This is a genomic window from Mucilaginibacter sp. P4_D1 (assembly GCF_056401935.1).
This window is the reverse complement of sequence record NZ_JBFUIJ010000094.1, coordinates 1-6363: the sequence shown is the minus strand read 5'-3', so window position 1 is coordinate 6363 and position 6363 is coordinate 1. Positions and strand designations below refer to the sequence as shown.

Here is a 6363-nt window from a genome sequence, read left to right as displayed (position 1 = left end):
AGCTCTGTCGGGCACTCCATGGCGCGCTAAATACCCTTTATTACATCTTTGCCAATACGCACTCTTTGTTCATGTTTTAAAATATTAACTATTCACGGTGGTTTATTTGGGAACGATAGACCCAAAGTATTTAACACTATCCATTGGCTATCGGTTAGTCATAACTTAAGGTAATTAATCAATTACTATTTATCATTTGCCCAGGGTGATAAATAAAAGCATCTTTAGTTCGTCAACCGGTCTTTATGTGTTAAAGCAAGGTAGGTAGTAATTTAAAACTATGATGGATCAACACGCTGCGATAAATTGAAGTGCAAATGAGTTTATATGTACTTGCTTTAGTACTTACAGCCGCAGTACTGCATGCCGTATGGAACTTACTCTCCAAAAAAGCCGGGGGTAAGGCGCCATTTATCTGGCTAATGTATATTGCAAGCACTGTGTTGTACCTGCCGGTGATGTTTTATGAGTTGATGCAGGACCATGTAGCTTGGTCGCAACCATTATTATGGCTTTCGCTGGGCAGCGCTGCTCTGCATACTGGTTACTACCTGGTTTTGCAAAAAGGCTACCGAAGCGCTGATCTGTCTGTGGTATACCCGCTTGCCCGGGGCACCGGTCCGCTGTTTTCATCTGTCGCGGCCATTTTATTTTTACACGAGCAGTTGAAGTTGAAAGCAAGCATAGGTTTGTTGCTGATTCTTATCGGCGTATTTATAATAACCGGGTTAAGTTTAAGAAAGGAAAACAATGCTAAAATAATGACTGGTGTTTTCTGGGGCACGCTTACTGGTTTGTTTATTGCCTTATACACGTTTAACGATGCCGTTGCCATAAAAACATACGCCATCTCGCCCCTCGTAGTCACCTTTGTTTCCAATATGTTCAGCATGGTGTTGCTGATACCCCTGGTTGTAACACAAAAGGTCGAAATTAAACGGGAGGTACGCCGGCACAAATGGACAATTATAGCTATTGGCCTGTTAAGCCCGGCAGCTTACATATTAGTGCTCGAAGCGCTGAAATACGCGCCGCTTACCGTTGTTGCCCCAGCCAGGGAAACCAGCATTCTGCTGGGCGTATTCATGGGTTCGCGGGTGTTGAATGAAGACGATAGCAGGAGACGATTAATTGCCAGTGTATTGATACTCGGAGGAATAATTGCCTTGAGTTTGAATTGAGCTTTTGTTCTATATTTGATATTAAAACTTGCTTCGCTTGAAATTAATCTCCAAAATCAATGTTTATTCATGATAAATAACATCAGTTTTACATTTTTAATGTTGATCTTAAAGTTTACTTAAATCGGCTTAACCTGTAAGCCTCAACAGATGAACAATCAAATCAAGATCATCAACGGGCGTATTATAACGCCGGGCAGTATCGTAAACAACGGCACACTGCTTATCAGCGGAAACAAAATAGGCGCTATTCGTCATGGGGATATTGACGCGCCTGGTTCTCAAATTATTAATGCTGGCGGTAATTATGTTTCGCCGGGGTTTATTGATATCCACGTGCATGGTGGTGGTGGCCACGATTTTATGGATGGCAACGAGGAAGCTTTCCTGGAGATAGCGCGTACGCATGCCCGCTACGGTACCACGGCCATGGTGCCCACAACGCTAACTGCCGAGAAGGCCGACCTGCTTAAAACGCTTGATCTGTACGCCAGTGCCGATGCTAAAAATACCATGGGCGCGCAATTTTTAGGTATGCACCTGGAAGGGCCATATTTTGCCATGAACCAGCGCGGCGCGCAGGACCCGCGCTATATCCGCAATCCCGACGAGGAGGAGTATAAAGAGATTATTGCTTACTCCAAAGCTATCAAACGCTGGAGCGCCGCGCCCGAACTGCCAGGCGCAATTAAGTTTGCCAAATACCTGCAGGCCAACGGTATTATGCCTGCTTTGGCTCATACGGATGCAATTTACGAGGAAGTTGCCGTAGCTTTTGAAAACGGTTACACGCTGGCAACACATTTATATTCTGGCATGTCGGGTGTAACCAGGCGCAATGCTTACCGTTATGCCGGGGTTATTGAAGCAGCTTTTTTGATTGATGCGATGGATGTAGAGGTTATTGCCGATGGTATTCATTTGCCTGCACCCCTATTAAAGCTGGTTTACAAAATTAAAGGGCCGGACAGGATAGCGCTCATTACCGATGCCATGCGGGCGGCGGGTATGCCCGGGGGGGGATAGCGTACTGGGCAATAAGGATACCGGTTTAAAAGTGATTGTGGAAGATGGCGTTGCCAAACTGCCCGACCGCAGTTCATTTGCCGGCAGTGTGGCCACCTGCGACAGGCTGGTACGTACGATGATGACAATGGCCGGTGTGCCGCTGCCCGAAGCCGTAAAAATGATGACCAACAACCCGGCGACAATTATGGGGGTAGATGACCGTAAAGGCGCTTTGGTTGAAGGCCTTGATGCCGACATCGCCATTTTTGACGAGCATATAAATATCCAGGCAACAATCGTGAACGGAAAGCTGGTGTATGGTGGGTAGGTTTGAGTTGTGAGTTGTGAGTTGTGAGGGAGATTAAGTTAAATGTAAAAGATCCGGCAATCTGATTAATCTGATGCAGTCCAGGTTCAGCTAAATTTGCGATAGGGATGGGCGTGGATACCGGCCCGTGTGTAAGGCCATGAAGGCGTATGAACAGACAGCCCGGGCCGCAGGCATCGCCCAATTCGGAAGATAAGTTTATTCAATTCAAGTCGTATAGCTTAATTTTGATTCGACCCTTTCAATCTGAAAAAATCAATAATTCACTAATTCAACAATTCCATAATTGAAGATTCCCTTATCACCAGCGTTGAGGGTAAAACTATCTCCTTATTGTTTTCAACCGCTTTGCCGGCCAAATGGTCAAATAATAATTGCGCGGCTTTTTTGCCCATATCAAAAGCCGGCTGCAAAATGGTTGTGAGCGGCGGGTTTAGGATGGGGGCAGTTATCTGGTTGGTAAAGCAAACCACTTTAACATCCCGCGGAATATTTAGCTTTAGTTCATTGCAGGCCAGGTAAGTTGATGTAGCCAGGTGTTCTACCGTTGCAATAATGCCGTCGGGCTTTTGAAGCGTGAGGTGTTCTTTTATTACTTCAACATTTTCGTTATTGTACTTATTTGAACAGGTAACAATGCCCGATTCCTTTGGCTGGATGCCCCGTTCGGCCAGCGCCTTTTTATAACCCTGTTCCCTGGCCGATAGGATGGATGGATAACCTTTGATGGTAACAAGCGAGATGTTTTTACAACCGGCATCCAGCAAATGATTGGTGGCAATGTAGGCGCTGTTCAGATCGTCGGTAGTGATTTTCACCGAATTCAGGTCATCAAAAACCCGGTCGAAAAACACGATGGGCACGCCCGCCTGCTGCAGGGTTTTAATATGACTGGTATCTTCGGTATTACTGGCTACTGACATAATTACCCCATCAACCCGGCCGCTGGCAAGTTCGCCAAACATATAAGCTTCGCGCTCGTAGCTGTCATGGGTAAGGTAAATCAGCGTATGGTATTTTTTTATGGCTACAATGCTTTCTATCCCATTGATGGCCTGGCTAAAAAAGCTGTCGGCAATCTCGGGGATAATAATGGCGATGGTGTTGCTGGCTTTTTTACGGAGACTGCTGGCATAGGGGTTAGGCACGTAATTGAGTTTACGGGCGGCTTCAATTACTTTCAGCTTGGTTTCGGGGCCGATATCATGGCTATCCCTAAGGGCTTTTGATACAGTGGCGATAGATACATTGAGCACTTTGGCCAGTGTCTTCATGTCTATTTTATCGCTTTTGGGTTCGCTGGCCATGGATATTCAATTATATATAAATTTGTTAAAATTATTCTTAGGGTAGGTAGATTGCACTTAGCTACAACCATATGCTGCAAATGTTGTAGTTTAATGGCCACAGCATGAAGTTCCCTGCTGTATAGGTGGGCACTTAACCGAACCATAACTGCAAAAAACACAACAATCTCCAGGAAGGGGTTTTAAATAAGCTTCGCAATGTTTACAGGAATAAAAATACTGGCAGGAATCCACCGGCATCAGCTCTTCTTGTTGAAAACCACAATTCGGGCAGGTTATTGTTGAATTTAAAATCGGTTCTGTTGCCATATCTTCACGGAAGTTTATCCCCGGGTATCAAATGTAAAACTCAGGGCCAGATAAAAAAATAAATTTCGAAGATGTTAAACGTTTAAGCAAATAAATAATATGATTTTGCTAAATGTATAGCAGTAATTAAGCATGTTTGGATTTTATAGCCATAAGGAACTGTTTGCCAATTGCATTTCCTTTAATAAAATTATAAACTTATGAGCAAGTTAAAAGAAACACCCTTTCGGGATGTATTAGTAGCGGTTGTGGTATTAAATAGCTTACTACAGCTGTATCATTGACATTTGATCATGTTAAACCATTGCCAGTCCATTTTATTTTATAGATTTGAGAATTGAACCGGGTATAACCTAATTCCCATTGCAAAAACAAACATGCTGAAGTACATCTCCATAGGCGATCTGATCGTATTTTTTACCTATTTCGTTTTGGTTTCCGTTTATGGTTACCTGGTTTATCGCCGTAAAAAAGCAGAAACCAATTCCAGTTCGCATAGCTTTTTCCTGGCCGAAGGGTCACTTACCTGGTGGGCGATAGGCGCATCTATCATTGCATCGAATATCTCGGCCGAGCAATTTATAGGCATGAGCGGCGATGGTTTTTTTGCGGGCATTGCCGTAGCCGTTTACGAATGGTTGGGCGCAGCCACGCTGATTATTGTAGCGGTGTTTTTTATGCCGGTATATATCAAAAATAAAATTTACACTATGCCGCAGTTCCTGAAAAACAGGTATAACAGCGGTGTAGCGTTGGTGATGTCGATATTCTGGCTGGCGTTGTATATATTTATTAACCTTACCGCCATTTTATACCTTGGCGCACTGGCCATTAACGGCCTGCTCGGCGGCGGGTATTTGCACGAGATTATGATTGGCCTGGCTATATTTGGAGTAATCATCGCGCTTGGCGGTATGCAGGTGGTTGGTTATACCGATGTGGTACAGGTTGCGGTGCTCATTATTGGCGGGCTTGCCATTACGTATCTTTCGCTGACTATTGTGAGTGATAAATTTGGTTTCGGCCAAAACGCGCTTACCGGTTTAAAGCTGATCCTGAAAGACTCGCCAGATCATTTTCACCTCATCTTTAAAAAGCCTGCCCATGGCGCATCTGTAGAAACTATAAGTAGATATTTAATACTGCCCGGCTTTGCTATGTACGCGGGTGGCCAATGGATAAGCAACCTTAACTATTGGGGTTGTAATCAGTATATAACGCAACGTGCACTGGGTGCCAATTTGCATACTGCCCGTACGGGTATCCTGTTTGCCAGTTTGCTTAAAATCCTGATGCCTGTTATTGTAATGCTGCCGGGCATTGTAGCTTTTGTATTGTACAAACACGGCGATTTGCCGATGCTTGTTGGTGGCAAAAAAGACGGCGCTTACTCGGCTATATTATCCTTTTTGCCTTCGGGTTTAAAAGGCTTATCACTGGCCGTATTAACAGCGGCAATTGTGGCATCCATTGCAGGAAAAGTAAACAGTATATCTACCATTTTTACGCTGGATGTTTATAAAAACTACATGAGTACTAAAGCTACCGAGCGCAATATGGTTTGGGTAGGCAGGATAGCGATTGTGTGTAGTCTTGTAATTGCCGTAGCCTTTACCTGGAACGATATGCTGGGCATCAGCGGCGAAGGCGGTTACACCTTTGTTCAAAAATACAGCAGCTTCGTAAGCCCGGGCGTGTTAGCTACATTCCTGTTGGGTATGTTTTGGAAACGCACTACAGGCGAGGCTGCCATTATTGGCATCCTGACTGGCTTTGCTGCTTCGGTATTTTTCAACCAATTTGCGGTTAAGGTATTCGGGCCCGAAACATGGTTGTACTCGGCGTTTATAAACCCAGCCGGTGTTTACGAAATTCCTTTTTTCATATGCCTTGGCTGGTCGTTCCTGACAACTTTCGGGGTGATGGTTTTAGTAAGCTTATTTGGCCCCGCCGTTAATGCAAAATCTATCGAAGTTGATAAAGGCATGTTTAAATTAAAGTCGTCATCAATAGTGCTTATTGCGGTAATATTGTTGTTTCTATCGGCCATTTACGTGCGGTTTTGGTAGTTAATAGGTTTATAAGAGGGCGCGAAAGGTTGTATGCGATGATGAGAATTATGAATGGTGTATAAAAAATCCAACAGCATAGATATCAATATGTATAAACACAAAGCCCGGACTTTTAATAAGACCGGGCTTCATCACTGTTAATCGGCAAGCCATAACAA

At 44.2% G+C, this 6363-nt stretch carries 4 protein-coding genes and 1 pseudogene; 3 read left to right on the top strand and 2 right to left on the bottom strand.

Annotated elements, in window-relative coordinates; all coding sequences use genetic code 11:
* The first annotated feature begins 317 nt into the window (after positions 1–317).
* Positions 318–1181, top strand: a complete 864-nt coding sequence (locus tag AC1DV1_RS30970; protein WP_477368614.1) for a DMT family transporter — start codon at positions 318–320, stop codon at positions 1179–1181.
* A gap of 150 nt (positions 1182–1331) precedes the next feature.
* Positions 1332–2517, top strand: a pseudogene (nagA, locus tag AC1DV1_RS30965) (N-acetylglucosamine-6-phosphate deacetylase).
* Positions 2518–2783: 266 nt separating this feature from the next.
* On the opposite strand, the gene AC1DV1_RS30960 reads toward nagA, so the two are convergent.
* Positions 2784–3824 carry a LacI family DNA-binding transcriptional regulator gene (locus AC1DV1_RS30960; RefSeq protein ID WP_477368610.1) on the bottom strand — a complete coding sequence of 347 codons (1041 nt, stop codon included), beginning with the start codon at positions 3822–3824 and terminating at the stop codon, positions 2784–2786.
* Between the two features lie 90 nt (positions 3825–3914).
* On the bottom strand, positions 3915–4133 hold the full coding sequence (locus AC1DV1_RS30955) for a GDCCVxC domain-containing (seleno)protein (RefSeq protein WP_477368607.1): 219 nt from the start codon (positions 4131–4133) through the stop codon (positions 3915–3917).
* A 377-nt stretch (positions 4134–4510) separates the two neighbouring features.
* On the opposite strand from AC1DV1_RS30955, the gene AC1DV1_RS30950 reads away from it, so the two are divergent.
* A complete protein-coding gene (locus AC1DV1_RS30950; RefSeq protein WP_477368604.1) occupies positions 4511–6202 on the top strand; it encodes a sodium:solute symporter family transporter in 1692 nt (563 codons plus the stop codon).
* The last annotated feature ends 161 nt before the right edge of the window (positions 6203–6363 follow it).

Coding starts and splice junctions, on each gene's coding strand:
- AC1DV1_RS30955 (WP_477368607.1), bottom strand. CDS start 4,133: ATGGCAACAGAACCGATTTTAAATTCAACAATAACCTGCCCGAATTGT.
- AC1DV1_RS30960 (WP_477368610.1), bottom strand. CDS start 3,824: ATGGCCAGCGAACCCAAAAGCGATAAAATAGACATGAAGACACTGGCC.
- AC1DV1_RS30950 (WP_477368604.1), top strand. CDS start 4,511: ATGCTGAAGTACATCTCCATAGGCGATCTGATCGTATTTTTTACCTAT.
- AC1DV1_RS30970 (WP_477368614.1), top strand. CDS start 318: ATGAGTTTATATGTACTTGCTTTAGTACTTACAGCCGCAGTACTGCAT.